This is a genomic window from Gordonia soli NBRC 108243, from assembly GCF_000334455.1.
Classification (GTDB): Bacteria; Actinomycetota; Actinomycetes; order Mycobacteriales; family Mycobacteriaceae; genus Gordonia; species Gordonia soli.
This window is the reverse complement of record NZ_BANX01000003.1, coordinates 26,482-50,884: the sequence shown is the minus strand read 5'-3', so window position 1 is coordinate 50,884 and position 24,403 is coordinate 26,482. Positions and strand designations below refer to the sequence as shown.

16 protein-coding genes and 1 tRNA gene are annotated in these 24,403 nt (G+C 64.1%); 12 read left to right on the top strand and 5 right to left on the bottom strand.

The genetic code is table 11. The features are described 5' to 3' along the window. Positions 1–49: 49 nt before the first annotated feature. The 3 genes from GS4_RS01995 to GS4_RS01985 all read left to right on the top strand — a co-directional run bounded on the left by GS4_RS01995 (position 50) and on the right by GS4_RS01985 (position 3,056). Positions 50–2,140, top strand: a complete 2,091-nt coding sequence (locus GS4_RS01995; RefSeq protein WP_007616951.1) for an ATP-dependent DNA helicase UvrD2 — start codon at positions 50–52, stop codon at positions 2,138–2,140. Positions 2,141–2,346: 206 nt separating this feature from the next. Then, positions 2,347–2,565, top strand: coding sequence for a hypothetical protein (locus tag GS4_RS01990; protein ID WP_007616950.1), 219 nt, complete (start codon positions 2,347–2,349; stop codon positions 2,563–2,565). 167 nt (positions 2,566–2,732) lie between these two features. Then, complete coding sequence (locus tag GS4_RS01985) at positions 2,733–3,056, top strand: WhiB family transcriptional regulator (protein ID WP_007616949.1); 324 nt, start codon at positions 2,733–2,735, stop codon at positions 3,054–3,056. Between the two features lie 93 nt (positions 3,057–3,149). Here GS4_RS01985 and GS4_RS01980 read toward each other — a convergent pair whose 3' ends face one another. From GS4_RS01980 to GS4_RS01970, 3 genes are all read right to left on the bottom strand, one after another. Beyond that, complete coding sequence (locus tag GS4_RS01980) at positions 3,150–4,466, bottom strand: ABC1 kinase family protein (RefSeq protein WP_007616948.1); 1,317 nt, start codon at positions 4,464–4,466, stop codon at positions 3,150–3,152. Between the two features lie 89 nt (positions 4,467–4,555). After that, on the bottom strand, positions 4,556–5,542 hold the full coding sequence (locus GS4_RS01975; RefSeq protein ID WP_245555535.1) for a hypothetical protein: 987 nt from the start codon (positions 5,540–5,542) through the stop codon (positions 4,556–4,558). A gap of 110 nt (positions 5,543–5,652) precedes the next feature. Next, entirely contained in the window at positions 5,653–7,188 is a 1,536-nt protein-coding gene (locus tag GS4_RS01970; protein WP_007616946.1) for a zinc-dependent metalloprotease, read from the bottom strand. A gap of 139 nt (positions 7,189–7,327) precedes the next feature. Here GS4_RS01970 and GS4_RS01965 point away from each other — a divergent pair, with 139 nt between their 5' ends. Then, a complete protein-coding gene (locus GS4_RS01965) occupies positions 7,328–8,368 on the top strand; it encodes a YlbL family protein (protein ID WP_040509183.1) in 1,041 nt (346 codons plus the stop codon). 32 nt (positions 8,369–8,400) lie between these two features. On the opposite strand, the gene GS4_RS01960 is transcribed toward GS4_RS01965, so the two are convergent. Next, the gene (locus GS4_RS01960; RefSeq protein WP_007616944.1) at positions 8,401–9,198 is read right to left on the bottom strand and encodes a PPA1309 family protein; all 798 of its coding nucleotides are present in this window, start codon (positions 9,196–9,198) and stop codon (positions 8,401–8,403) included. Positions 9,199–9,270: 72 nt separating this feature from the next. Between GS4_RS01960 and GS4_RS01955 the strand changes: the two genes are divergently transcribed. Then, entirely contained in the window at positions 9,271–12,258 is a 2,988-nt protein-coding gene (locus tag GS4_RS01955; protein WP_040509242.1) for a UPF0182 family protein, read from the top strand. A gap of 92 nt (positions 12,259–12,350) precedes the next feature. Here GS4_RS01955 and GS4_RS01950 read toward each other — a convergent pair whose 3' ends face one another. After that, the gene (locus GS4_RS01950) at positions 12,351–12,635 is read right to left on the bottom strand and encodes a hypothetical protein (RefSeq protein WP_007616942.1); all 285 of its coding nucleotides are present in this window, start codon (positions 12,633–12,635) and stop codon (positions 12,351–12,353) included. Between the two features lie 154 nt (positions 12,636–12,789). On the opposite strand from GS4_RS01950, the gene GS4_RS01945 reads away from it, so the two are divergent. The 7 genes from GS4_RS01945 (at position 12,790) to GS4_RS01915 (ending at position 24,116) form a co-directional block, all read left to right on the top strand. Beyond that, complete coding sequence (locus GS4_RS01945; RefSeq protein ID WP_007616941.1) at positions 12,790–14,037, top strand: MCE family protein; 1,248 nt, start codon at positions 12,790–12,792, stop codon at positions 14,035–14,037. A 128-nt stretch (positions 14,038–14,165) separates the two neighbouring features. Further along, positions 14,166–14,239, top strand: a tRNA-Met gene (locus GS4_RS01940). A gap of 321 nt (positions 14,240–14,560) precedes the next feature. Further along, on the top strand, positions 14,561–16,126 hold the full coding sequence (locus GS4_RS01935) for a type I restriction-modification system subunit M (RefSeq protein ID WP_040509239.1): 1,566 nt from the start codon (positions 14,561–14,563) through the stop codon (positions 16,124–16,126). After that, positions 16,123–17,352 (top strand): restriction endonuclease subunit S, encoded by a 1,230-nt coding sequence (locus GS4_RS01930; protein ID WP_007616939.1) that lies wholly within the window; start codon positions 16,123–16,125, stop codon positions 17,350–17,352. Before GS4_RS01935 ends, GS4_RS01930 begins: the two co-directional genes overlap by 4 nt. Next, a complete protein-coding gene (locus GS4_RS01925; RefSeq protein WP_007616938.1) occupies positions 17,349–20,471 on the top strand; it encodes a type I restriction endonuclease subunit R in 3,123 nt (1,040 codons plus the stop codon). The genes GS4_RS01930 and GS4_RS01925 overlap by 4 nt, the downstream gene beginning before the upstream one ends. Next, positions 20,431–22,407 (top strand): ATP-dependent nuclease, encoded by a 1,977-nt coding sequence (locus tag GS4_RS01920; RefSeq protein ID WP_217997670.1) that lies wholly within the window; start codon positions 20,431–20,433, stop codon positions 22,405–22,407. Before GS4_RS01925 ends, GS4_RS01920 begins: the two co-directional genes overlap by 41 nt. Before the next feature lie 5 nt (positions 22,408–22,412). Next, positions 22,413–24,116: an ATP-dependent helicase gene (locus GS4_RS01915; RefSeq protein ID WP_007616936.1), complete on the top strand. Its 1,704-nt coding sequence runs from the start codon at positions 22,413–22,415 to the stop codon at positions 24,114–24,116. The last annotated feature ends 287 nt before the right edge of the window (positions 24,117–24,403 follow it).

Here is a 24,403-nt window from a genome sequence, read left to right as displayed (position 1 = left end):
CCGGTGCCCGAGGACCGTGGACGTCGGTGCCGGGTGGGATAGTGAACCGATGCCCGACCACTCCCTGATCCTCGACGGCCTCGATCCCGAGCAGTCCGCCGCGGTGACTGCGCCGCGCGGTCCGGTGTGTGTGCTCGCGGGCGCGGGTACCGGCAAGACCCGTACGATCACGCGGCGCATCGCGCACATGATCGAGACCGGTCAGGTCTCGGCCGGGCAGGTGCTCGCGGTCACGTTCACCGCGCGCGCGGCCGGTGAGATGCGTGGCCGCCTGCGGTCGCTGGGAATCAGCGGACCCGGTAACACGGTGCAGGCGCAGACCTTCCATGCGGCGGCGATGCGTCAGCTGCGGTACTTCTGGCCGCAGGTGTTCGGCAATGCGTCGTGGGAACTGATGGACAACAAGTTCCCCATCGTCTCGCGCGCCGCGCGCCGCGCTGGCCTCGACACCACCACCGAGACGCTGCGCGACCTGTCGTCGGAGATCGAGTGGGCCAAGGCATCACTCATCGGACCCGAGGGCTATGTGCAGGCCGTCACCACCGGCCATCGGGACACTCCGGCACCTCCGGCCAAGGTGGCCGCGGTCTACGCAGGCTACGAGGACGCCAAGGTCTCCGAGGACGGCGACCGGCTCTTGGACTTCGACGATCTGCTGATCTACACCACCCAGATCCTGCAGACCGATCCCGCCATCGCCGAGGAGTTCCGGTTGCGGTACCGGTCCTTCGTCGTCGACGAGTACCAGGACGTCACCCCTGTTCAGCAGGGACTGCTCGACGTCTGGATGGGGGAGCGGGACGACCTCACCGTGGTCGGCGACGCGAACCAGACCATCTACACCTTCACCGGGGCGACCCCGACCTACCTGCTCGACTTCTCACGGCGTTTCCCGGAGGCCGCGGTGGTGCGACTCGAACGCGACTACCGGTCGACGCCGCAGATCGTGTCGCTGGCCAACGACGTGATCGGGGCCGCTCGCGGCCGGATCGCCGGTACCCGTCTCAAGCTCGTCGGTCAGCGGCCGCCGGGTCCGGCGCCGGAGTTCGCCGAGTACGACGACGAACCGGCCGAGGCGACGGCGGTGGCCGCGGCCATCAAGCGCCTCGTCAACCGTGGCACCCCACCGGCCGAGATCGCGATCCTCTACCGCGTGAACGCCCAGTCGGAGAACCACGAGCAAGCGCTCACCGAGGCCGGTATCCCCTATCAGGTGCGCGGTGGTGAGGCGTTCTTCACCCGGAGTGAGATCCGGCAGGCCATGCGACAGCTCACCCAGGCCGCCCAGCGTGACGACCTGCCCGCCGAGGCCGACGTGGCGACCCTGGTGCGCGCGGTGCTCGCCCCGCTCGGTCTGACCGACGCCGAACCCGAAGGTGCACAGGCCAAGGCCCGCTGGGAGTCGCTGCGCGCCCTGGAGGTGCTGGCCGGCGACCTCACCGCCGAGCACCCGGACCTGACCCTGCGTGATCTCGTCGCCGAGCTGTCCGCGCGGGCCGAGGCGAGGCATCCACCGACCGTGCAGGGTGTCACCTTGTCGTCGCTACACGCGGCCAAGGGATTGGAATGGGATGCGGTGTTCCTGATCGGTCTGACCGACGGCTCGCTCCCGATCAATCAGGCGATCAACAACTCACCGGAGGCCATCGAAGAAGAGCGACGGCTCTTCTACGTCGGCGTCACGCGCGCGCGTGAGCACCTGCACCTCTCGTGGGCGCTCTCGCGTAACGAAGGCGGGCGAAAGGGGCGTCGCCGCTCACGTTTCGTCGCCGACCTGGTGCCAGACGACTCGCCCGCGTCGATCGTGGCCGCACCGTCGAAGCCCCGCCGCGGTCCCACCTGTCGTGTGTGCGGGACCCGTCTGGTCGGCAAGACGGCCGCGTTGCTCGGGAGGTGCGAGAACTGCCCGAGCGACCTCGACGAGGACCTGCTCGTGGCGCTGAAGGAATGGCGCCGGGACCAGGCCAAGGAACAGAGCGTGCCGGCCTATGTGGTGTTCTCGGACAACACCCTCGTGGCGATCGCCGAGCAGCGACCGTCGGATGTCTCCTCGTTGGTGGCAATCCCGGGTATCGGTGCGAAGAAGCTGGATCAGTACGGCGACGACGTCCTCGAGATCGTGCGGACCTCCGGCGGCTGACGCGGTCGGTGTCCCGGTTCGGGTCCGAGCGGATGTCGTTCGACCGGACGATCTGCGAAACCGCAGGTAGAAAATAGGTTGTGCCCATTTGCGGGAGCCCTTAGTCTGATTGTCGTCAGTACGGGGAAGCTTCCACGTGCGTCCGAACCGGACCAGCGCGAGTGAGTTTTTCGGTGAAGAAGATCGAGCCAGAAAGGAGTGGATCAGTGAACGGAATCACGAAGTTCGTCGGCACGGCTACGGCTGCCGCCTCGCAGCGCCATCTCGGTGCAGACCTCGTCATCCGACCCGATCGCTCCTGGAACGAAGCGATCTTCGCGCACCCGATGCCGCTGCATTGCGCCGCCGCTTTCGTAGCACCGGAGCAGGCAGCCGGGCGAGTGCCGCAGCGATTCCCCGTTCAGACTCGAAGTCTCCTGATCTAGCAGGACTATTCGACTTCGGGCCACGGGCGATCGCATCGGCGAACCCGTGGCCCTTTTCATGTGGACTCCTCGATCACGTCCTCCCGGACGGACTCCGACGAGGGACCGCACACATCAGGGCTCGGGTGCGACAACACCGACAATCACGAGCAGATGTGGAGATCAGAGTGACTGCGAATTGCGTTCTCGAACCCTGCCTTCCCGAGGTCGGGGCACAGTCCCCGCGTCCGGAGGATGTCGACCTGGCGACCAGCCGGTTCGATGACGTCCCCTGCCGCGTGGCCGACCCCGACCTGTGGTTCGCCGACGATCCGCGCGACCTCGAGCGCGCCAAGTCGATGTGCATCGACTGCCCGTTGCGGGCCGAATGCCTTCGGGCGGCCCTCGATCGGGCCGAGCCGTGGGGCGTGTGGGGAGGCGAGATTTTCGACCGCGGGGTCGTCATCGCGCGCAAGCGTCCGCGTGGACGGCCGCGTAAGAATGCGGCCTGAGGGCCGAGGGCAAGAATGCGGCCTGACGGCCGAGAGCAAGACCCGCCTGAGGATGGTGAAGGGAACGGTGCCCGGGTACCGCGGACTGCGAGATCAGTCCGCGAGCCCGGGCACCCACTTCTCCATGATGGCGCGGTACGGGGCGTCGGCCTCGAGCTGCGCGGCGATGCCGACGCAGCCCGCCAGCACTCGGAACACCATCACATAGTGCTTCGGCACGTTCAGATTGCGTGAGGTCTTGTAGACCTCACCGCGGACGTCGGTCGCCTTGCCCGCCGCACGCTGCAGCCACTTACGCGTGAAGTGGAACGACTCCGTGTACAGCGGATCGACATACGGCTTCAGGTAGGCCTCGATGTCGGCGGGCGACACCTTGTCCTTGTGGGACCGACGGATGAAGTCGGTCTGCACCATCAGCTCGATCAGCTCTTCGTACCTGCGGTCGCGGGCCAGTCGCAGGATCGGGCCGGTTTCTGCCGGGAGGCCGTCGGGGTAGTGGCCGACCGCCCCGAAGTCGAGCACACCGAACCGACCGTCGGAGGCGATGAAGAAGTTGCCCGGATGCGGGTCACCATGCAGGAGGCCCACCCGGAACGGCGAACTCACCTCGAAAGTCGCCATCTTGGCGGCGGCGTCGTCACGGGTCGCCTTGTCGCCGGAGGTGATGATCTTCGACAGCGGGGTGCCGTCCAACCATTCCGACACCACCACCTTGGGAGCGCTGGCCACGATCTTCGGGACCACGAAGTCGGGGTCACCGTCGAATGCCTTCGCGAAGGCGCGTTGATTGTCGGCCTCGCCCAGGTAGTCCAGTTCGGCCTCGGTGCGGTCGATGAGCTCGTCCATCATCGCCTTGACGTCGGTGCCCGGCGAGAGACGTTGCAGCAGACCCGACATGCGCGACAAGGTCTTCAGGTCGGCCTTGAGCGCGTGGTCGGCGCCCGGGTACTGCACCTTGACCGCGACCTCGCGACCGTCGGACCAGACGGCGCGATGCACCTGTCCGATGCTGGCCGACGCTGCTGGTTCGTCGGAGAACTCGCGGAAACGCTCACGCCATTTGGTGCCGAGCTGCTGATCCAGGACCTTGTGGACCCGGTCGGCCGGCATGGGCGGAGCCTCGGCCTGCAGTTTGGTGAGGGCCTCGCGGAACGGCTCACCGAATTCGTCGGGGATGGCCGCCTCCATGATGGACATCGCCTGTCCGACCTTCATGGCGCCGCCCTTGAGTTCACCCAGGACGGCGAAGAGCTGCTCGGCGGCACGCTCCATCAACTCCTGGTTGACCTCGTCCCTGTCTTTGCCGACCATGCGCTTGCCCAGTCCTGCGGCCGCGCGGCCAGCCATTCCGATGGGCAGCGACGCGAGTTTCGCATTGCGTCGACCCTGCCCCCGAGTGATGTCGGCCATAGTTTCCTTTCCCCGCCCCAGGATAGATGACCCGCCGGTCGTGACCCGACAGCGGTGACCCGACCAGCGCATCGGCGGCGACTGCGCGATCACCCGGCATCGCGCAGGGCGACACCGCACTCGCACAGCGGATGCGGTGGCCATCGACGCATCCGCAGTCGCGCCGGACGCGGGTGGAATTCGAGGGCGTGACCGATCAGTTGGGGTGGCGGGACACCGGCGCCTCCCGAACCTCCTGAACCCGGTGACCCTGCGCAACCCGCTGTCGCGGACGACTCCGAGCGGACTGTCTCCAGTTGCTCGATCTGTTCGTGGGCCAGGGCGGCGGTCGCGCGGATCGTGGCGGCGCTGGCGTACCCGGGGCGGCGGAGCAACTGAGCGGCGAGGAGCGGCCAGCCGGGGTCGAGGGCCGTGCGATGGTGGTCGGCGCAGCGCAGGCAGCTGGAGGCGCCGGGCAGGACCAGGGGGCCGACGATGCCGATCCCGTCCCGGACGCGCACGGGCAGGTGCGGGCTCCTGGTCGCCGACAGCGCGGCGACCACGATCGGGTCGTGGACCAGGAAGTCGGTGAGCACCACCAGATCGGCGGCCCACGGGTCGTCGCCACCGGCGAGTCCGTCCGGACGCAGGGCCGATCGTCGGATCGGCAGGCCGACCTCGTCCAGGGAAGTGGCCAGCAGCGTGGCGAGTGGGCCCCGCCCGTGAACCCGGACCCGGAGTCGGCGGGTGGCCGCGCCGATCCCCGGCATCGTCTTGTCCGCGGCCACGAGCTGACCCACCAGGTCGGCGACGTCGCGTCGGGTCAGTCCGATCCGTCGGGCGGCCCGGACGACGTCGGCAGTGGATCTCGGGGCATGCAGCGATCGGATCAGCGTCGCGACCGCCTCGGCGGACTCTGGTCGGGCGAGGGTGATCCGCAGACTGCGATCGGGGTCGGCGCCGACATGGATGGAGTTGTCCGGACGCACGACGACGGGGCTACCCGGCCGGAGGATGGGCAGCATCGTCGGTAGGTTTCCGGCTCCCGCGGCTCGGACGGGCGGCGGATCGGTCGACGGCATGGATCGGTGTGCCATGCGCCGACACTGCAGCATCGGACGCGATAGGCCACGCCGGCTGTACACAGCTGCGACGGTCTGTGGATGGTGCAGTTGCCGCTCGGGTGATTGTGTGGTCGGCCGCGCCGTCAGGAGCGTGTCGTGCCGTCCCCGTCGTCGGGGTTCTCGCTGGTGTCCTCGCCGGGATCCTCGGAGCCCTTGTCCTCGGGGCCCTTGTCCTCGGAGCCCTTGTCGTCGGCGGCCTGGTCGGTGGAACCCTGATCGGTCGCGTCGTCGCCGGCCGCGGATCGCTCTGCGGCCAAGGTCTTCTCGAGTTGCGCGATCGGATCGTCGAAGGCATCGACGCCGCCGCCGATGACGCGGTCGATGAAACCCGCCGGATTGTCGATGTCCTCGCCGTCGGGCATGAGGTCGGGATGAGCCCAGACCCCGTCACGGGTGTCGATGTCGCCGGCCTCGAGGAGCTGACTCCACAGCGCCGACGCCTCACGCACCTTCCGGGGCCGCAGTTCGAGGCCGACGAGGGTCGCGAAGGTCTGCTCGGCGGGCCCGCCCGAGGCGCGACGCCTGCGCATCGTCTCGGTCAGTGCGCCGGTGCTCGGGATGCGGTCGGTGAGGGCGCGCGAGACCACCTGCTCCACCCAGCCCTCGACCAAGGCCAACAAGGTCTCGAGCCGGGCGAGTGCGGCCTTCTGCTCGGGCGTGGTCTGCGGCTCGAAGGACGCCGACGAACTCATGAGCTCCTCGAGCTTGGACGGATCGGACAGCAGTTGCTGCGGATCGACGCCGCCTGCGAGGTCGGTGATCCCGGAGAAGTCGATGCTGATGCCGCGGGCGTACTCCTCGACCGTCGACAGCAGGCGCTGTCGCAGCCATCCCACGTGCGTGAAGAGTCGGACATGCGCGGCCTCGCGCGCCGCCAGGAAGACGATGATCTCTTGTGCGGGCTGTTCCAGACCGTCGGCGAAGGTCGCGATCGCCTCCGGCAGCAGCACCGCGACACCCTCGGGTGCCAGGGGGAGGCCGATGTCGGTGGAGGTCAGCACCTCCTTGGCGAGCTGGCCCAGTCCCTGGCCGAGCTGGGTGCCGAAGGCCATCCCGCTCATCTGGGTGAGCATGCCCATCATCGGGCCCGCGAACTGCGCTGCCTCGGGCGGCAGGTTCTGCTCCCAGGTGCGGGCCAGCTGACCGGCGACCGGATCGCACAGGACCTTCCAGGTCGGCAGTGACTCCTCGAGCCACTGGACCGGGGTCCACGCGACGGATTTGCGGACCCCGCCGGGCAGCGTGGTGACGTCGTCGAGCCAGACGTCGGCCAGGCGCACCGCATCGGTGACGGCGGTGGTCTCCTTGTCCAGGACGGGCGTGAACGATCCGATCTGCTGACGCGCCAGATTGGCGGCCACCTCGTAGTTCACCGGGCCGCCGCCGGAGCCGCCACTCATGCCCGAACCCATGCCACTGAACATGTTGCCCAGCTGGGAGAACATCTGGCCGAGTGCGTTGGGGTCGAAACCCTCTCCGCCGGTGGCGAACCCGAACGGGTTCTGCGGACCGCCGGAGCCGGGGTCCGAACCGCGCCCGTCATCGCCGCCCTTGTTGCGGCGGTCGTTGTCGTCGTCCCCGTCCGAGGACGACGAGAATCCGAAGGGCAAATCGCTCATGTCCCCACGGTACCGGCCGGACGGTGTGATCAGCTCGGATCCCGTGTTCGCCTTGAGCGTAGTCGGCTCAATCCGCCTGTCGGGCAGGCTCACGCCCGTCGCGGCGGACCCGGACCGCGGTTCCGTTAGGGTGAGCGGAATGAGAGTCCAGGCCGGACACCGTCGGATCGCGACGGTCGCCGTCACCGTGCTGGTGTTCGTCGCGCTGCTGCTCGTCGGGACCTCGGTGCAGGTCCCCTACGTCGCGCTCGGACCCGGACCGACGGTCAACACCCTCGGTGAGGTCGACAAGACACCGGTCGTCGACATCCAGGGTGCGCCGACCGACCCCACCACCGGCCATCTGAACCTGACGACGGTCTCGGTCACCGATCGGCTGTCGCTGTTCCAGTCGATCGGGATGTGGATGTCGGGCACCTACACGCTCGAGCCGCGCGAGAAGGTGTTCCCGCCGGATCAGACCGCCGATCAGGTGCGCCAGGAGAACCAGCAGCAGATGACGGGGTCGGAGGACTCGGCCACCATCGCGGCGCTGCGCCATCTCGGTCGCCCTACGAAGCTGGTCGTCGGTGTGGTCGCCGACGGCGGTCCGGCCACCGGGGTCCTGCGTCCGGGTGATCAGGTCGTCGCGGTGGCCGGGACTCCGGTGTCCACCTCTGCGCAGATGCAGGCCGCGGTGCGCGGGCGGGTACCCAAGTCGCAGTTGCCGGTCGAGATCGTCCGCGACGGCGTCCGTCAGACGGTGACCGTCACTCTCGGCTCCCGTCCCGACGACCCGAAGGTCGGCTACCTCGGCGTCACCCCGGAGGTCGTCAACGGCGACCCGTCGTTGAAGATCGACTACAACGTGGGCGACATCGGCGGACCGTCCGCGGGGATGATGTTGTCGCTGGCCGTGATCGATCGGTTGAGTCCCGGCGAACTCACCCACGGAAAGTTCATCGCCGGCACCGGGACCATCACCGACGACGGTCAGGTGGGCCCGATCGGCGGCATCACCCACAAGACCCGGGCGGCGCGCGATGCCGGGGCGACGGTGTTCCTCGTCCCGGACCGCAACTGCGCAGAGGCCACCGGGGACGCTCCGGACGGGCTCGAACTGGTCAAGGTGACGACGCTCGACTCGGCCCTGTCGGCGCTCGACGACATCGGCGCGGGTCGGCCGGCCCCGCACTGCTGACAGGCCTACGGCCGGCTCGGATTCGGCTCGCGTCAGTTCTGATCGTCGGCGTGCTCCAGGGTCGCCGACAACGCGGCGACCAGATTGGGCGCAAGTTCCGGATGCGTGAGCAGTTCGACAGGCGTGCCGGGCTCGCGTGGCGGCTCGTCGTCCCCGGGCCGCAACTGCAGCACGCTGACCGTCCGCCCGTCGCGTAGCGCACCCACGGCGAGTCGGGCCGCCCGACTCCCCGGATGGCTCCGCGCGGCGTCGCGTGCCGCGGTGTCGGCCGCGGCCGGATCGGCCAGCAGCGGTTCGAATGCCGAGTCCAGGTCGGCCTCCGCCTCGGGTGGCAGGACCACGATCTCCTGGACCAGGACGCAGCCGACGACCGTCGGCGGCCACGTCGTCGTCGCCAGCACCTCTTCCAGCCGTGCATCGTCTTCCAGCCGTGCATCGTCGGCGGGTGGGTCCTGCGCGATGGGACTCAGCTCGGAGGTGTCCTGGTCATCGATCAGATCGGGCTGGGTCTGCCTGAGCAGTGCGGTCGGGACCAGAGCGAAGAGGCTCGGTCGGCGACCCCAGCCCTCGGTGTCGACGTACTCGACGACGTCGCGCAACGCCGACCCGAGCGCATCGGGGGACAGGGGCTGCCCGGCCGCGGCCGGTGGGTTCGGATCGGTCACACCGCCATCTTGCCGGGCGGCCGCGGTGGTGTCCGATTCGAGGTCGGGAACCGGATGGGGGTCGGAACCGTTGGAGAGCCAACCCCTCCTCGACGGGCGCTGTGCGGCCGAGCAGGTGACGGGGCGGTTCCGGCGGAACCGTCGCCAGTACAGTGGGGTGCGCATCACACGGTCCGTCTGGCGATCGTGTCCGCGCCGGGGCGGTGCCCGGTATGAGAACTTTGGAGAGTGGGTCACGTGGGCGTACGCGGACCGTCGGGACTGCCGACTCTGTCGCGCAGGAGCAAGATCGCCATCGGTGTCGGTGTCGCGATCCTGGTGCTGCTGTTGGTCGGTCCCCGCCTGGTGGGGATCGCGACCGACTGGCTGTGGTTCTCCGACCTCGGCTACACGCGCGTCTTCTCGACCATCACCTGGACCCGGGTGATCCTGTTCCTCGCCACCTCGGTGGTGGTCGGCGGGATCATCTTCGGCGCGATCGCAGCCGCGTATCGATCTCGCCCGGTCTTCGTGCCGGCCAGCGGTCCCAACGATCCGCTGGCGCGCTACCGCGCCACCGTGATGGGGCGCGTGCGCTGGTTCGGCCTGGTGCCGCCGATCCTCATCGGCCTCGTCGCAGGCCTCGTCGCGCAGGGGTCGTGGGCCACCGTGCAGACGTTCCTGCACGGCGAGCAGTTCGGAGTCACCGACCCGCAGTTCGGTCTCGACGTCTCGTTCTACGCCTTCGACCTGCCGTTCTACCGATTCCTGCTGAACCTGCTCTTCGTCGTCGTCGTGGTCGCGTTCGTGTCGAATCTGGTGACCCACTACGTGTTCGGCGGAATCCGCCTCGGCGGCAGCGGCGGCGGGTCGATGACCACCGCGGCGCGTATCCAACTGGCGCTGCTGGCCGGAACCTTCCTCGCACTCAAGGCCGTCGCGTACTGGTTCGACCGGTACTCGCTGCTGTCGAGCCAGCGAAAGCAGGAGATCTTCACCGGCGGTAGCTTCACCGACATCAACGCGGTGCTGCCGTCCAAGCTCATCCTGATGTCCATCGCGATCATCTGCGCCGTGGCGTTCTTCGCCGGTGTGGTGCTGCGCGACCTGCGTGTCCCGGCCCTCGCGACCGTGCTGATGCTGTTGTCGGCGTTGCTGATCGGTGTCGGATGGCCGCTGGTGATGGAGCAGTTCTCGGTCAAGCCGAACGCGGCCCAGAAGGAGCAGGAGTACATAGCCCGCAACCTGACGGCGACCAAACAGGCATACCGGATCGTCGACGGTCAGGACGTCACCTACGAGCGGAACTGGACCGCGCAGGCGGCGAACTCGGCTGCGGTCAACTCCGATGCGGCGACGCTGTCGAACATCCGCATCCTCGATCCGAACGTCATCGAGCCGGCGTTCACCCAGCGCCAGAAGCTCAAGAACTTCTACGGGTTCCCCTCGCAGTTGGCGGTCGACCGTTACACCGTCGACGGCGACAAGCGTGACTACATCGTCGCCGCGCGTGAACTCGATCCGAGCCGGTTCGACCAGAACCAGCAGAACTGGATCAACAAGCACACCGTCTTCACACACGGGAACGGCTTCATCGCCGCGCCGGCCAACACCGTCGACGAGGCGTCCTCGGATGCCGAGAGCGACCGCGGCGGCCTGCCGGTGTTCGAGGTCAGCGACCTGGAGAACTACCAGACCGACGCCTACAAGCAGAACGCGCCGATCAAGGTGACCCAGCCGCGGATCTACTTCGGCGAGTTGATCTCCAAGGTCAACCCGGACTACGCGATCGTCGGTTCCACCGACGGTGACCGCGAGTACGACGAGGACGGCCGCAACTACACCTACACCGCCGACTCGGGTGTCTCGCTCGGCAACTGGTTCAACCGGCTGCTGTACTCGGTCAAGTACACCGAGCGGAACATCCTGCTGTCGGGAGCGGTCAACGAGAACTCGAAGATCCTCTACAACCGCGATCCCCGGGACCGTGTGAAGAAGGTCGCGCCGTGGCTGACGGTGGATTCCAAGACCTACCCGGCGGTCATGGCCGACGGTTCGGTGAAGTGGATCGTCGACGGCTACACCACCCTCGACAACTACCCGTACGCGCAGCGGACATCGCTGCAGGACGCCACTGCCGATGCGCAGGAGCTCAACCAGGGCCAGACCGGCCGTACACAGGTGAACCGCCAGGTCTCCTACGTGCGCAACTCGGTCAAGGCGACGGTCGACGCCTACACCGGCAAGGTCGAGCTCTATCAGTTCGATCAGAACGACCCGGTGCTCAAGACGTGGATGAAGGTCTTCCCGGGCACGGTGAAGTCGCGTGACGAGCTCAACCGCAAGGCCGATCTGCTCGATCATCTCCGCTACCCGGAGGACCTCTTCAAGATCCAGCGTGCGCTGCTCTCGAAGTACCACGTCGACGATCCGGGAACGTTCTTCCGCAGCAACGACTTCTGGTCGATCCCCAGTGATCCGACCAAGGACGATGCGACCCAGCAGGGATTGAGCCAGCCGCCGTATTACTTCACCGCGGCCAATCCGAAGGGCTCGGGCGACAAGGCCGAGTTCCAGCTGACCACGGTGATGAACGGTCTGAACAGCCGCTTCCTGTCGGCCTACATGACCGCGTCGTCCGATCCGGACACGTATGGCCAGATCACCGTCAAGACGCTGCCGACGACCAGTCAGACCGTCGGTCCGCAGCAGGCGCAGGAGAACATGAAGAGCGCCGGCCCGGTCGCCTCGGACCGCAAGCAGGTCGAGGACACGACCAGGGTGACATACGGCAACCTGCTGACGCTCCCGGTCGGTGGCAACGGCCTGCTCTACATCGAGCCGATGTACACGCAGTCCAAGACCGACGACTCGGCGATCCCGAAGCTGTACCGCGTGTTGGTCTACTACCAGGGACGTGTGGGCTACGCGCCGACCGTCGCGGAGTCGCTGCGTCAGGTCGGGATCAACCCGGCTGCTGCGACGACCCCCGAGGGTGGCTCGCCGCCGGTGGAGGGAGCGCCGGATGCGAACCAACCGCCGACGCAGGGTGGTACGACGACGCCGCCGTCGGGCAACGGGCAGCCGAGCAGCCCGGAGCGCGATGCCGCGGTCCGCGAGATCGGTGACTCGTTGTCGGCGCTGAAGGAGGCCCAGTCGAAGGGTGACTTCAAGGCGTACGGCGAGGCACTCGATCGGCTGAACAAGGCCGTCTCGCAGTACGAGACGCTTCCAGGCGTGAACTGACACCACCCGACGAACGCAGGGCCCTCCGGTGCATCACCGGAGGGCCCTGCGTCTTCCGCACCTCGGGGCCGAATGAGGGGAGTGCGCGGCGCTCAGCGCCGGTATCGGAGCATGTAGCGGTCGAGTTCCTGCGGTGTGTTGTCGGGCAGCACGGGGCTGTGGTGGTTGCGGTGGATCAGTGACACGAAGATCGATACGGCACTCGTGAACGCCGCGATCATCAGGATGCCGAACAGGATGGCCGGCACCACGTGTCCGCCCGCCATGAACACCAGCCAGAGAGCCGCCGCGGTGAACCCGCTGAGCACCAGCAGGTAGCCGACGACGCTCATCGGATGGTTGCCGTGGCTCTCGTGATGGGGCATGTGCAGCGCCATGGGGACTCCTCCGTCGGTGGTCGAATAGCAGGCAGTATACGCCTACGTGTGACAAACATCACAGTAAGCGATCACTGTGGCGGGCCGCTTAGCGCTGTCACCAGCACAGCTATGTAGGGTTGCCTAGTCCTATGCTGCAAGAAAGTGGGCTCTGATGCCACCGCTGAGTCGCCTCGCGCGTATCCAGATCGCCGTCGTCATCGTCATCGGTCTGTTGGCCACCCTGTATGCGGCCGTCCGCTACGTGCGCGTGGACAACATGGTGGGTATCGGCGTGCACCGGGTGACCGTGTCGATGCCGGACAGCGGCGGCATCTTCCCGAACGCCGAGGTCACCTATCAGGGTGTGGCCGCCGGCCGGGTCACCGACCTGCAGCTCACCCGCACCGGGGTGGACGTCCACCTGGAGATCGACTCCGGCGGGCCCGACATCCCTGCGTCTGCCACCGCGGTGGTGGCGAACCGATCTGCGATCGGCGAGCAGTACCTCGACCTGCAACCGACCTCCACCGATGGCCCGTTCCTGCGGACGGGGTCGGTGATCACGAAGTCGTCGGTGCCGCCGCCGCTGCAGGATGTCGTCGCCTCGGCGATCGATTTCACGTCGTCCATCCCGTTGGACGACCTGTCGACGGTCATCACCGAACTCGGAAAGGCGTTCAACGGCCAGGGGGAGAACCTGACCCGGCTGACGGACTCGCTGTCCAAGTTGTCGCAGGCGGGTGTCGACAACCTGCCGTCGACACTCTCGCTGATCCAGAACTCGGATGTGGTGCTGGCGACGCAGGCGGACCAGTCCGACGCGATCCTGACCTGGTCGCGCAACATCGATCTCGTCACCGCTCAGCTGGCGTCGTCCGACCCGGACCTGCGTCGACTCCTGACGACCGGCACGGCGTCGGCGACCCAGATCTCGGCCCTGGTGCGGGAGCAGGGGCCGGACCTGTCGACGGTCGTCAAGCAACTGGCGGGGACCGTCCGCGAGATCGCGCCCACATCATTCGTCACCGGCCCGACGCTCGCGATGCTGGCGAGCCTCTCGGCCAGTGCGCACTCCCCGGCGCGCGGAGACGGCCAGATCCACTTCGGGACCGTCCTCGAGACGAACAACCCGCCGGCCTGCACGCAGGGGTACGAGTCGACCAACGCGATGATCGCGGCCATCAAGAAGCGCGACCCGACCTTCGACCTCCGCTACGACGACTTCCCGTTCAACACCGCCGCACGATGCACGGTGCCCTTCGGCAACCCGACGTCGGTGCGCGGTGCCGCCCGCGCGCCGTACGCGAACCCGGCGTTCACCCAGCCGTGGGATTCGACACCCAAGAAGGACCCGGATCGTCTGGATCTGAACCCGTTGGCACAACAGCTGGCCGGATTGATGGGAGTCCACGCCCGCTGAGGCCAGCCGGTCCCGACGCCGAAGTGTGCGCGATCACAATCGTTTTCGCAGTTCAGTGCGTTGTGGGTGCCATCACGGATACCGATTTGGAGTTGGGGTGACCGTGCGTGTAACGTTGTGTTCACCAACGCGGGGTGGAGCAGCTCGGTAGCTCGCTGGGCTCATAACCCAGAGGTCGCAGGTTCAAATCCTGTCCCCGCTACGAGGACTTCGGCCCCCGATCGCATGTCGATCGGGGGCCGAAGTTTTTTCTGTCACCGACAGGTGCGCGTTCGACGGTCAGCGCCGAAACGCCTCGATCATCGCGGATGTGTCGAGGTGTCCGTGCCCGCGCTCCACCTCACCGGCGATTTGGTGGTGCAAGTGTCGTTTCGGGTTCTTGTTACCGCGCGTCGAGCCCGAACCGTCCGATCCGTTTGGCATGCTGATCGCGATGGCTCCGACGGCTCAAGTGTGTCCGCGGTCGGACTGGGTGATCTTGACACAGACATTGAGTAGCCGAGAGCTGCGGGGGAAGGCACGTATGTCACCGAAGACGTCACAGGAACAGCGTGATCAACTACACAAGACCATTTGGCGCATTGCTAATGATCTCCGTGGAAGTGTGGACGGCTGGGACTTCAAAAGTTACGTGCTCGGCATGCTGTTCTATCGATTCATCTCCGAGAATCTCACCGCCTATTTAAATGGATTGGAACACGAAGCCGGAGACGCGGATTTCGACTATCCGAAACTCGACGACGAGAATGCTGAGTTCGGACGCAAAGATACTGTCGACGAAAAAGGCTTTTACATCCTGCCGTCTGAGCTTTTCCAGAACGTCCGGGAACGCGCGGCGCGAGATGTCAACCTAAACGAGACCCTTGAGCGGGTATTCAAAAACATCGAAGGTTCGGCGGTTGGCACCGACAGCGAGGACGACCTCAAGGGCCTGTTCGACGACCTCGACGTCAATAGCTCTAAGCTCGGCAACACCGTCGCCAAACGCAACGAGAAGCTAGTCAAGTTGCTCAACGCAATCGGGGACCTTCCGCTCGGAAACTTCGAAGACAACTCGATCGACCTTTTCGGCGATGCCTACGAGTATCTCATGCAGATGTACGCCTCCCAGGCTGGCAAGTCGGGTGGTGAGTATTACACGCCGCAAGAAGTCTCCGAGGTGCTGGCAAAAATCACCGTCGCGGGTAAGAAGCGGGTTAACCGGGTGTATGACCCGGCAGCCGGCTCCGGATCGCTCCTGCTCAAGTTCGCCAAGGTGCTCGGCAAAGAGAACGTGGGCGGCTTCTACGGCCAGGAAATCAACCTGACCACCTACAACCTCGCTCGCATCAACATGTTCCTACATGATGTGAACTACGAGAAGTTCGACATTGCCCACGGTGACACACTGACCGATCCCGCACACTGGGACGACGAACCATTCGAGGCGATCGTCTCCAATCCGCCCTACTCGATCAAATGGGAAGGCGACGCCAACCCGCTCCTGATCAACGACGAACGATTCGCTGCTGCAGGCGTACTCGCGCCGAAATCCAAGGCCGACTTGGCCTTCACCATGCACATCCTGTCGTGGCTAGCAGTCAACGGCACGGCGGCGATCGTTGAGTTCCCAGGTGTGCTCTACCGCGGGGGCGCGGAGGCGAAGATCCGGAAGTACCTGATCGACAACAACTACGTCGACGCCGTTATACAGCTGCCGCCAGATCTGTTCTACGGCACCACGATTGCGACATGCATCATCGTGCTGAAGAAGTCTAAGAAGGACAATAGTGTGCTGTTCGTCGATGCATCGGCAGAGTTCAAGCGCATCGGTAACAAAAACAAGCTCACTCCCGACCACGCGCAGACCATTCTCGGTGCTTTCGAGAATCGGGCCAATGTCGCCCATTTCACGAAACTCATCTCGAACGAAGATATCGCGGCAAATGGCTACAACATCGCCATACCGTCGTACGTCGAAGCCAAAGACACTCGTGAGGTCGTAGACATCACTGCCCTCAACGCTGATATCGCCCGCATCGTCGCCCGTCAGGCGGAGCTTCGCGCATCGATCGATGAGATCGTTGCTGACCTGGAGAGCGCGAAGTGAGTCGACTCGATGAACTGATCGCGGAGCTAGCACCTGAGGGCGTCGAATTTAAGTCAGTGGGCGAAGTCGCTGCGAAAAGCTCCAATATCAAATGGGCCAACGCGGGTGACGACGAGTTCCGGTATATCGATCTAAGTTCCGTGGACCGCGTGACGCGCAGGATCGGTGAGACGGTATCCATCACTTCAAGTAACGCTCCAAGTCGCGCACAGCAGATTTTGCACACGGGGGATGTGATTTTCGCAACCACACGCCCCGCGCAAATGCGATGGGCGGTGATCCCTGCTGAGTATGACGGGCAGATCGCAAGCACAGGCTACTGTGTGCTGCGGCCGGATACCTCTATCGTCCTCACGAATTTCCTAGCTCATATCCTTGGCGCAGATGTCTTCCGGCGATACGTTGAAGCGAACCAGGTTGAAGGAAACTACCCCTCGATCACCGATCACCGTGTCAGGTCCTATCGAATTCCCGTACCGCCTATCGAAGTCCAGCGGGAGATTGTGCGGACATTAGATCAGTTCACGGAGCTGGAGGCAGAGCTGGAGGCAGAGCTGGAGGCAGAGCTGGAAGCTCGCCGCCGCCAGTACGCCTTCTATCGGGATTCGCTCGTGGCAGCCGCGGACGGGCCTAAGGTCCAAATGGGTGAACTTGGAACGTTCGTCCGTGGACGTCGATTCACAAAGAATGACGTCGTCGAGTCTGGCATACCCAGTATTCATTATGGCGAGATCTACACCCACTACGGTGTGTCAGCATCGGAGGCGGTGCGAGAAGTCAGATCTGAGCTGTCCCCTCAATTGCGATTCGCCAAGCCTCGCGACGTGATTTTCGCGGGCGTCGGCGAGACGGTTGAAGATGTGGGCAAAGCGGTTGCGTGGTTGGGGGAAGGCTCTGTCGCCGTGCATGACGATACCTTCTCGTTCACGTCGGATTTGAGTCCGAAGTATGTGGCGTACGCGGTGCAGACCGGTGACTTCCATTCGCAGAAGGCGAACCATGTCGCGCGAGGTAAGGTTAAGCGGCTGTCTGCTTCCGGCCTAGCTAAGATTTCGATTCCTGTTCCGAGTGTCGAGGATCAGGGTCGGATTGTCTCCACACTCGATAAGTTTAACTCCCTCGTGAACGATCTCAGCGCTGGACTTCCCGCTGAGCTGACGGCTCGCCGCAAGCAGTACGAGTACTACCGGGACAAGTTGCTGACCTTTAAGGCGGTCGCAGCATGAGTGAGGCGACGCCACGCAAGTACGACCCGATCGCTGTCTCGGCAGAGAGTACGGTCGTCGCCGAGTATGTGCCGGACGCAACGTCGGAGGCTGCGTACCAGTCCGAGGCTGCGCTGGAGCGTGAGCTAGTCAACCTGCTGGAGTCGCAAGCCTACGAGTACCTCGCGATCTCTTCTGAAGCGCAGTTGGTGGCGAACCTCCGTACGCAGCTAGGGGCGTTGAACCAGATTACGTTTTCGGATGCGGAGTGGACTGACTTCTTCGAGAACAAGATCACCGGGAAGAACGACGGCATCGCGGAGAAGACGGTGCGCATCCAGGAGGATCATGTCCAGGTCCTCAAGCGTGACGATGGCTCAACCAAGAACATCACGCTCCTGGACAAGCAGAACATCCACAACAACCGGCTGCAGGTCATCAACCAGTACGAGGTTGACCGAGCCGATCCTGCCGACGAGGACAGCGCGGGAGGGCGCTACGCCAACCGCTACGACGTGACCATCCTGGTGAACGGTCTGCCGATGGTGCACATCGAGCTCAAGCGGCGTGGTGTCGACATCCGCGAGGCGTTCAACCAGATCAATCGCTATCAGCGCGATAGCTTCTGGGCGGGCTCTGGGCTGTTTGAATACGTGCAGCTGTTCGTCATCAGCAACGGAACGCTGACGAAGTACTACTCGAACACGACTCGTAGTCAGCACCTCAAGGAGGGGCAGAAGCCGAGCAAGGGTCGCAAGACGTCGAACTCGTTCGAGTTCACTTCCTGGTGGGCGGATGCGCAGAACAAACCGATCCAAGACCTGACGTCGTTTGCGAAGACTTTTTTTGCCAAGCACGCGCTACTCAACATCCTGACCCGCTATTGCGTGCTGACTGCCGATCGGCTGTTGCTCGTCATGCGTCCGTACCAGATTGTGGCGACCGAGCGAATCTTGCAGCGCATCGACATCGCCACGAACTACAAGCAGCTTGGCTCCGTCGCGGCCGGCGGATACGTGTGGCACACCACCGGCTCGGGCAAGACGCTGACATCGTTCAAGACGGCACACCTCGCCTCGAAACTACCGAGCGTGGAAAAAGTGTTGTTTGTCGTGGACCGCAAGGACCTCGATTATCAGACGATGCGCGAGTACGACCGCTTCCAGAAAGGTGCAGCGAACTCCAACACCTCGACGGGCGTCCTGAAGAAGCAACTCGAAGACCCAACCGCCCGGATCATCATCACCACGATCCAGAAGCTTTCGACCTTCATCAAGGCCAACAAGAATCACGCGATCACAGGCGAGCACGTCGTGATCATCTTCGACGAGTGTCACCGTTCGCAGTTCGGTGATATGCACACCGACATCACTAAAGCCTTCAAGCGCTACAACCTATTTGGCTTCACCGGCACGCCGATCTTCGCCGAGAACAGTGGCAGCGGCGGCAACCCGCAGTTCAAAACCACCGAGCAGGCCTTCGGTGAGAAGCTGCACACCTACACGATCGTCGACGCGATCACCGACAAGAACGTGCTGCCGTTCCGGATCGACTACATCAACACGATCAAGGTCGGTAACCCCGACGACAAGCAGGTCTCGGCGATCGACCGGGAGAAAGCGCTGCAGGACGAGCGCCGCATCGGTGAGATCGTCAAGTACACGTTGGAGCACTTCGACCAGAAGACGAAGCGATCATCTAGCTACGAACACTCTGTCGTGACCAATGTGCCGCAGGCGACACGCACACGCCGCCAAGCCGAAGCACTGCGCGAACGGAAACGAGTGCGCGGCTTCAACGCCATTTTCGCTACTGCTTCGATCCAGGCAGCGCGCATCTACTACAACGTGTTGAAGTGGGAACAGGAGAACCTGGCCGCCGATAAGCGCCTCAAGATTGGGCTCATCTACTCCTACGGCGCCAACGAAGCTGTCGACGGCGGAATCATCGATGACGAGGGCTTCGAGACCGACGACCTCCCAACCGACGCACGCTCGGCCCTCGAAGACGCGATCATCGACTACAACGAGATGTTCGGCACCAGCTACGACACCAGCGCCGACAAGTTCCAGAACTACTACAAAGACCTGTCACAGCGGCTGAAGAATCGCGAGCTCGACCTGGTGATCGTGGTCAATATGTTCCTCACCGGGTTCGATGCAACCACGCTGAACACCCTGTTCGTGGACAAGAACCTGCGCGCGCACGGCTTGATCCAGGCGTACTCCCGCACCAACCGCATCCTGAACTCAGTGAAGACCTACGGCAACATCGTGGCCTTCCGCGACCTCGAAGACGCCACCAACAAGGCGCTGGAGCTGTTCGGCAACAAGGACGCACGCGGTGTGGTCATTCTCAAGCCGTACGGGGAGTACTACAGCGAGTACTCCGAGAAGGTGAACGAGATGCTGTCGGCGTTTCCGCTTGGACAGCCGATCGTCGGCGAGGATGCGCAAAAGGAGTTCATCGCATTGTTCGGGCAGATCCTGCGGCTCGAAAACATCCTCACCTCGTTTGACGACTTCGCCGGCAACGAGATCCTGACTCAACGCCAGGGGCAGGACTACCGCAGTGTCTACCTCGACCTCTACGCCGAGTTCCGCAAAGGTACCGACGCCGAAAAAGAGCTGATCAACGACGACGTGGTGTTCGAGGTCGAGCTGATCAAGCAAGTCGAGATCAACGTCGACTACATCCTTATGCTCGTCGCCAAGTACCGCGAGGAGCACGGCGGCGATGGCCAGGACAAGGAGATCCGTGCTGAGATCTCTCGCGCGGTCGACGCCAGCCCCACCCTGCGCAACAAGAAGGACCTCATTGAGGACTTCGTCGACTCGGTATCGGTCGACGGAGCGATCGACGAAGAGTGGCAGGCATTCATCGCGGCCAAGCGCGAAGCTGAGCTGGCCAAGATCATCGAGGACGAGAACCTCCGTGCCGACAACACGCGCGACTTCGTCGAGACGGCCTTCCGCGATGGCGCGCTACGCACTACCGGCACCGCGATCACCAAGGTGCTGCCTCCTGTGTCCCGATTCGCGAGTGGCGGCGGTCATGGCGAGAAGAAGCAGCGTGTGATCCAGAAACTCGCCGCGTTCTTTGAGCGGTTCTTCGGGCTGGGCACTGGAGGCGACCAGTGAGGAAAAACAGCTGGGAGCAAGTGCAATTGAAGTGCCGAGTTTTCGCGAGACGCTGCTTGATCAGGGAAGCGCTGGCATGAGGGTTCGGCAGGTCGAAATCGAGAACTTCCGCGGAATCGTGGCGGGACACGTGCTGTTCCAGCAGCACACCCTGCTCGTGGGCGGAAACAACATCGGGAAGTCGACGGTCTGCGAGGCACTGGAGCTGGTATTGGGGCCAGAACGTCTCTATCGTCGCCCCGTCATCGACGAGCACGACTTCTCTCACGGCGACTACATTGGTGGCGAGGGCGACCCCCGCGAGATACGTATTCGCGTCGTGCTCACTGACCTATCGGACGAACAGTTGCGTCGGTTCTTCCAGCACGTCCGGCGATGGGACGACGAGACGTTTTCGTTCATCGACGAGGAGCCAGACAGTATCCAATCCGCCGACGGCGACGGCACCGTTTGGGCGCTGCCCGTGATCTTCATTGGACGATATGACCGCGAGGAAGACGACTTCATCGGGGACACGTTCTTTGATCATCCGCTGCCCGAACTCGACGATCTTGACGAAGACGAGCGCGCATCACTTGGCGCGGGCCGCGCGCAGTTCAGCCGCTTGCACAAGCGGGTTTGCGGCTTCATCTTCTTGCGAGCGCTGCGCACCGGATCTCGTGCGCTCAGTCTGCAGCGCGGTTCGCTGCTCGACTCCTTACTCAGGCTAGGCGGTGAGGGCGCGGAGGAGATGTGGCGGGATGCGCTTGGCGCGCTGCAGAACCTCGATCCGGCCATCGGAGAGATCGAACAACTTAGGATCATCCGGGAGAACATTCGCACGCGACTCGGTAAGTTTGTCAACCTGGCTCCTAGTGAGAACGCAGCGGCTTTCTTCGCATCAGATCTCACACGTGAGCACCTGCGTGAAGTCGTCCGACTCTTCGTTGCGACACAACCGAGCAACCACTCAGTACCGTTCACCAAGCAGGGCACTGGCTCGATCAACCTGCTGGTCTTCGCGTTGCTGACGATCATCGCGGACCTCAAGGAAGACCAGTCGGTCATCTTCGTGATGGAGGAGCCCGAGATCGCCCTTCCTCCTCACACCCAGCGGCGCGTGACGAAGTACGTGGTGCAGCAAATGGGACAGTCGATTGTCACCTCCCATTCGCCCTACGTCATCGAGCAGTTCGATCCGGAGAACGTAGTGATCCTGTCGCGCGATGGGAATACATTCTCCGGCGCACCGATCGACACGACGAGCGTCAAGCCTAAGACATACCGCACGCAGCGCCGCCAGTTTGCAGAGGCGATCCTGAGTCGGGCGGTCTTTGTGCTTGAGGGTCAGACGGAGATGGTTGCCGTGCACGCCGTCTCATCGGCGCTCGAGCAGGTCCGTGACGATTACTCGCACGTTGATCTCACCGGCGTCACCCTCTTCAATGCAGGAAATGACCGCGAAGTGCCGCGGTACGCCCCGATCTTCAAGGCGCTTGGCAAGCGGGTCTATGGCATGCGAGACAAGCTGAACGCCCCTGATGCAGCGGACGCGGCTGAGAACATCAAGTCGTTCGACGAGTTCTGGGAGTCGCCGGAGACCGGCATCGAGCAGATCCTGGTGAAGCAGGTTTCAACACGTGTGTTGCGGAGCTTCCTCGACGAAGTCGTGCAGCGCGACGACTATCCGTCAAGCCATCCCTACGTGGCCGAGCGGGTTGCTGATGACGACTTGGCCGAGTTGGCAGTGAAGGTGCTGAAGGCTCGCAAGGGCGATGCGTTTGGCTTCGGATACACCGGCACACTCATCGAGCAGTGTGAGACCGAGGCCGATCTACCAGCTTTCATTCGGGACGCGCTCCTCACTATCAACGAACAGCTCCAGGACGAGCCTGAACTGATACTGGACGACGACACTGCAGCGCCGGGGGCCGGTGCTGCAGAGCCCGAGGAGTAGGTGGCGTGGAGTTGCAGCTCTCCGAGACTGCCCAGGGAGCCGTGGACCACGATTGCCCCGTCTTGGTACTCGGCGGCCCCGGCTCCGGCAAGACCACGCTGTCGCTTCTGAAAGCCCAAGCGATGCTTCCCGTCCTGCAGCCTGGCCAGGAGATCCTCTTCCTCAGTTTCTCTCGGGCTGCCGTCCGGCAGGTTGAGATCCGGTGTCGCGATACTTTGCGTTCGGAAGAGCGTCGGCAAATCGCGGTGCGCACCTACCACGCGTTCGCGATGGAGGTTTTGCGCGCGCATGGTCGACTGCTCACCGGACATGCTCCGCGAATCGTCTATCCCGGCGACGAGAACCTCTCTAAAGCGGTCTTCGAAGGAGACTGGGGCACCGAGATCGAACGCCTGGCACGGGAGGAAGGCCGCTACGTGTTCGGGCAGTTCGCAGCCGCTGCCGCCCAACTCGTTGCTGGCAGCGCATCGATTGCATCGCTACTCGCCAATAAGTACCCCGTGGTCATCCTGGACGAGTTCCAGGACACCGACGACGCACAGTGGGCGCTTGTTCGGACGCTCTCAGAGCGGTCGAAAACTGTGTTTATGGCCGACCCTGATCAGCGGATCTTCGACTATGACTCAAGGGTAGATCCGGAGCGCCTTAATCACCTGCGCGCCCACCTCGGCCCCGCCGAGTTTGATCTCAGCGGGGAGAACCATCGAAGTCCTAACGCTGGCATCCTGCATTACGCCAACGCCGTACTGATAAACCGACCTTTGCCAGACACCAAAGACGTGATCACGCGCGCATACTGGGCGAACGCTTTCGACAGCACCGTTCACGCTGGTGTGGTCTGGATGCTCGGCTCGCTCCGCAAGGCGGGTATCGCTCATCCCTCCGTCGTCGTACTTGCCAGAACGAACGCGCTCGTCGGCAAGCTGTCGATGATCCTTGCGCAAGAGCACAATTTCAACGGCCAGACGATCAGACCCGTCGAGCACGACGTATTGTGGGACGCCGACCTCACGGCAGCGGCTGCCCTGGTAGTGGCTTCGATTCTCGAATGGCCGGGCTGCCCCAAGGAGGTGGCACTCGGCCAGACCTTCGACCGCATCGCCGATTATTTCGATGCGAAGAACGCTGCTAACGCGAGCAACGCCGCTCGTCAGACCAGCGAGCGGTACCGAACTGCTGCAGATCGGGCGCGCAGAGGTGAGACGCAGCGGCTCGCGAGCGCCAAGGCTCTCGCCGCCTCATACGACAGCGGTCTGGTGCTTCAGGGTGATCCTGCACAGGACTGGCTACACGCGCGTGATCTGTTGGCAGCTGGGAACGATTTGTCGGATCTGCTGGCCAACGCCAGGTTCGTCCGGCTCTTCCGAGCAACCGATGAGATCGGAAGCCGACTTGCGTCGGCATGGGACCTTCGCGGCAGCTACGGCCGCGCCATCGACTTGGTACGCCGTGCGCTCGAGGCAGGTCGGCTTCAGTCCGACCAGCGCGACCTACGCGGTTGCGTGCTCATGACTATCCACAAGGCAAAAGGCAAGGAGTTTGATGGCGTTCTGCTTGTCGAAGGGCAGTACCAGGGGGGCTTCTTCCGCGACACCGACACCGAGGCGCAACGAGCGGCGGCGAGACGACTGCTGCGAGTAGGTATCACTCGTGCACGACACCAAGTGGCGATCATCAGGCCGCAGGGCGCCGCACCCCTTGTCGGCTAGTAGCTCGCTCCATGCGGTCGAATCACGACGCCTTCCCGCCTAAGCACGTTCAGTACTGTCGTTCTCCCTAGTCCGACTTGCTCGGCACCCGCGCGACTCGTCATGCCGCCTTCGTACAGCCGAACGACGTCGCGCCGCAGCTGCTCCGTGACCCGCGATCGGAGACGTGTTGTTTGGATTGTGCCTGGTCAGCTCGATGTCCATTGGATCTTGGGGTGTTGGCCTTGGCGCCAGCGAGGACTACGAGGACTTCGGCCCCCGATCGCATGTCGATCGGGGGCCGAAGT

What these genes read in the sequence shown, in the direction of transcription:
- GS4_RS01995 (WP_007616951.1), top strand. Translation starts at nt 50, where the DNA reads ATGCCCGACCACTCCCTGATCCTCGACGGCCTCGATCCCGAGCAGTCC.
- GS4_RS01980 (WP_007616948.1), bottom strand. Translation starts at nt 4,466, where the DNA reads ATGGCCGACATCACTCGGGGGCAGGGTCGACGCAATGCGAAACTCGCG.
- GS4_RS01975 (WP_245555535.1), bottom strand. Translation starts at nt 5,542, where the DNA reads ATGGCACACCGATCCATGCCGTCGACCGATCCGCCGCCCGTCCGAGCC.
- GS4_RS01970 (WP_007616946.1), bottom strand. Translation starts at nt 7,188, where the DNA reads ATGAGCGATTTGCCCTTCGGATTCTCGTCGTCCTCGGACGGGGACGAC.
- GS4_RS01965 (WP_040509183.1), top strand. Translation starts at nt 7,328, where the DNA reads ATGAGAGTCCAGGCCGGACACCGTCGGATCGCGACGGTCGCCGTCACC.
- GS4_RS01960 (WP_007616944.1), bottom strand. Translation starts at nt 9,198, where the DNA reads ATGCGCACCCCACTGTACTGGCGACGGTTCCGCCGGAACCGCCCCGTC.
- GS4_RS01950 (WP_007616942.1), bottom strand. Translation starts at nt 12,635, where the DNA reads ATGGCGCTGCACATGCCCCATCACGAGAGCCACGGCAACCATCCGATG.
- GS4_RS01945 (WP_007616941.1), top strand. Translation starts at nt 12,790, where the DNA reads ATGCCACCGCTGAGTCGCCTCGCGCGTATCCAGATCGCCGTCGTCATC.
- GS4_RS01935 (WP_040509239.1), top strand. Translation starts at nt 14,561, where the DNA reads ATGTCACCGAAGACGTCACAGGAACAGCGTGATCAACTACACAAGACC.
- GS4_RS01925 (WP_007616938.1), top strand. Translation starts at nt 17,349, where the DNA reads ATGAGTGAGGCGACGCCACGCAAGTACGACCCGATCGCTGTCTCGGCA.